This window comes from Hymenobacter lapidiphilus, from assembly GCF_013377885.1.
In the GTDB taxonomy this organism is placed as follows: domain Bacteria; phylum Bacteroidota; class Bacteroidia; order Cytophagales; family Hymenobacteraceae; genus Hymenobacter; species Hymenobacter lapidiphilus.
This window is the reverse complement of the sequence record NZ_JABKAU010000102.1, coordinates 1-850: the sequence shown is the minus strand read 5'-3', so window position 1 is coordinate 850 and position 850 is coordinate 1. Positions and strand designations below refer to the sequence as shown.

Below are 850 nucleotides of genomic sequence, written 5' to 3'. Positions count from 1 at the left end.
AGCCTGTTATGGACTTGTAGCTCGAAAAACGCCTTTTGCCAGCAGGAGTGTGACAAAGGCGAGGAAGTGAAATTGGTGCATGGTCAGGGCCAAACGTTCGTAATCACGAGCCAAGCGTCGGAAGCGGGCCGCCCAGCCAAAGCTGCGCTCAACGACCCAGCGGCGGGGCAGCAGCACAAAACCGGTTTGGCCTTCGGGCTTGGCAATAACCTGTAAGTCAATGTCGTGCACGGCCGCGGCGTACGCAGCGTCTTCGCCCGTGTAGCCCTGGTCGACGTAGGCCACCTGCACTTTTTGGCCTGTGACCTGCTGCACCCGCTCACAGAGCGCGTCAACCTGCCCGCGGTCGGTCACGTTGGCTGGCGTAACGACCGCGGCCAGCAGGTGACCCAGCGTGTCGACGGCCACGTGTACCTTGCTACCCTTGCGTCGTTTGGCCCCGTCGTAACCGGCGCGGGCCCCGCTTTCGGGCGTGCTTTGCACGGTGCGCGAGTCCAAAATGACGGCCGTGGGCTCGGCCTCACGTCCGGCCAGCACGCGGGCCAACTCGCGCAAATCGGCCATCATATGCTCAAAACACCGGTTATCGCGCCAGCGCGCCCATTGCTGGTAGACTGCCGGCCAGGGCGGCAGGTCGTGGGGCAGGTAGCGCCAGCCGCAGCCGGTTTTGACCAGGTAGCGCAGGGCGTTGAACACGGCCCGGAGTGCGTGCTGCCGTTGCGACGCATCTTCCCGCACCAGGGCCAGATAAGGCGCCACAAATGTCCATTCGTCATCCGTTACGTCGCTGGGGTAACCACTTCGCTGTGCCATACCCCAAATTACGCTACCAGTGCATAACAGGCTCTAG

1 protein-coding gene is annotated in these 850 nt (G+C 62.9%); it reads right to left on the bottom strand.

All coding sequences use genetic code 11. The features are described 5' to 3' along the window. Positions 1-6 precede the first annotated feature (6 nt). The gene (locus HW554_RS20260; RefSeq protein ID WP_176910343.1) at positions 7-813 is read right to left on the bottom strand and encodes an IS5 family transposase; all 807 of its coding nucleotides are present in this window, start codon (positions 811-813) and stop codon (positions 7-9) included. Positions 814-850 lie beyond the last annotated feature (37 nt).

Excerpts from the sequence above, each read along its gene's own strand:
- HW554_RS20260 (WP_176910343.1), bottom strand. The coding sequence starts at position 813 with ATGGCACAGCGAAGTGGTTACCCCAGCGACGTAACGGATGACGAATGG.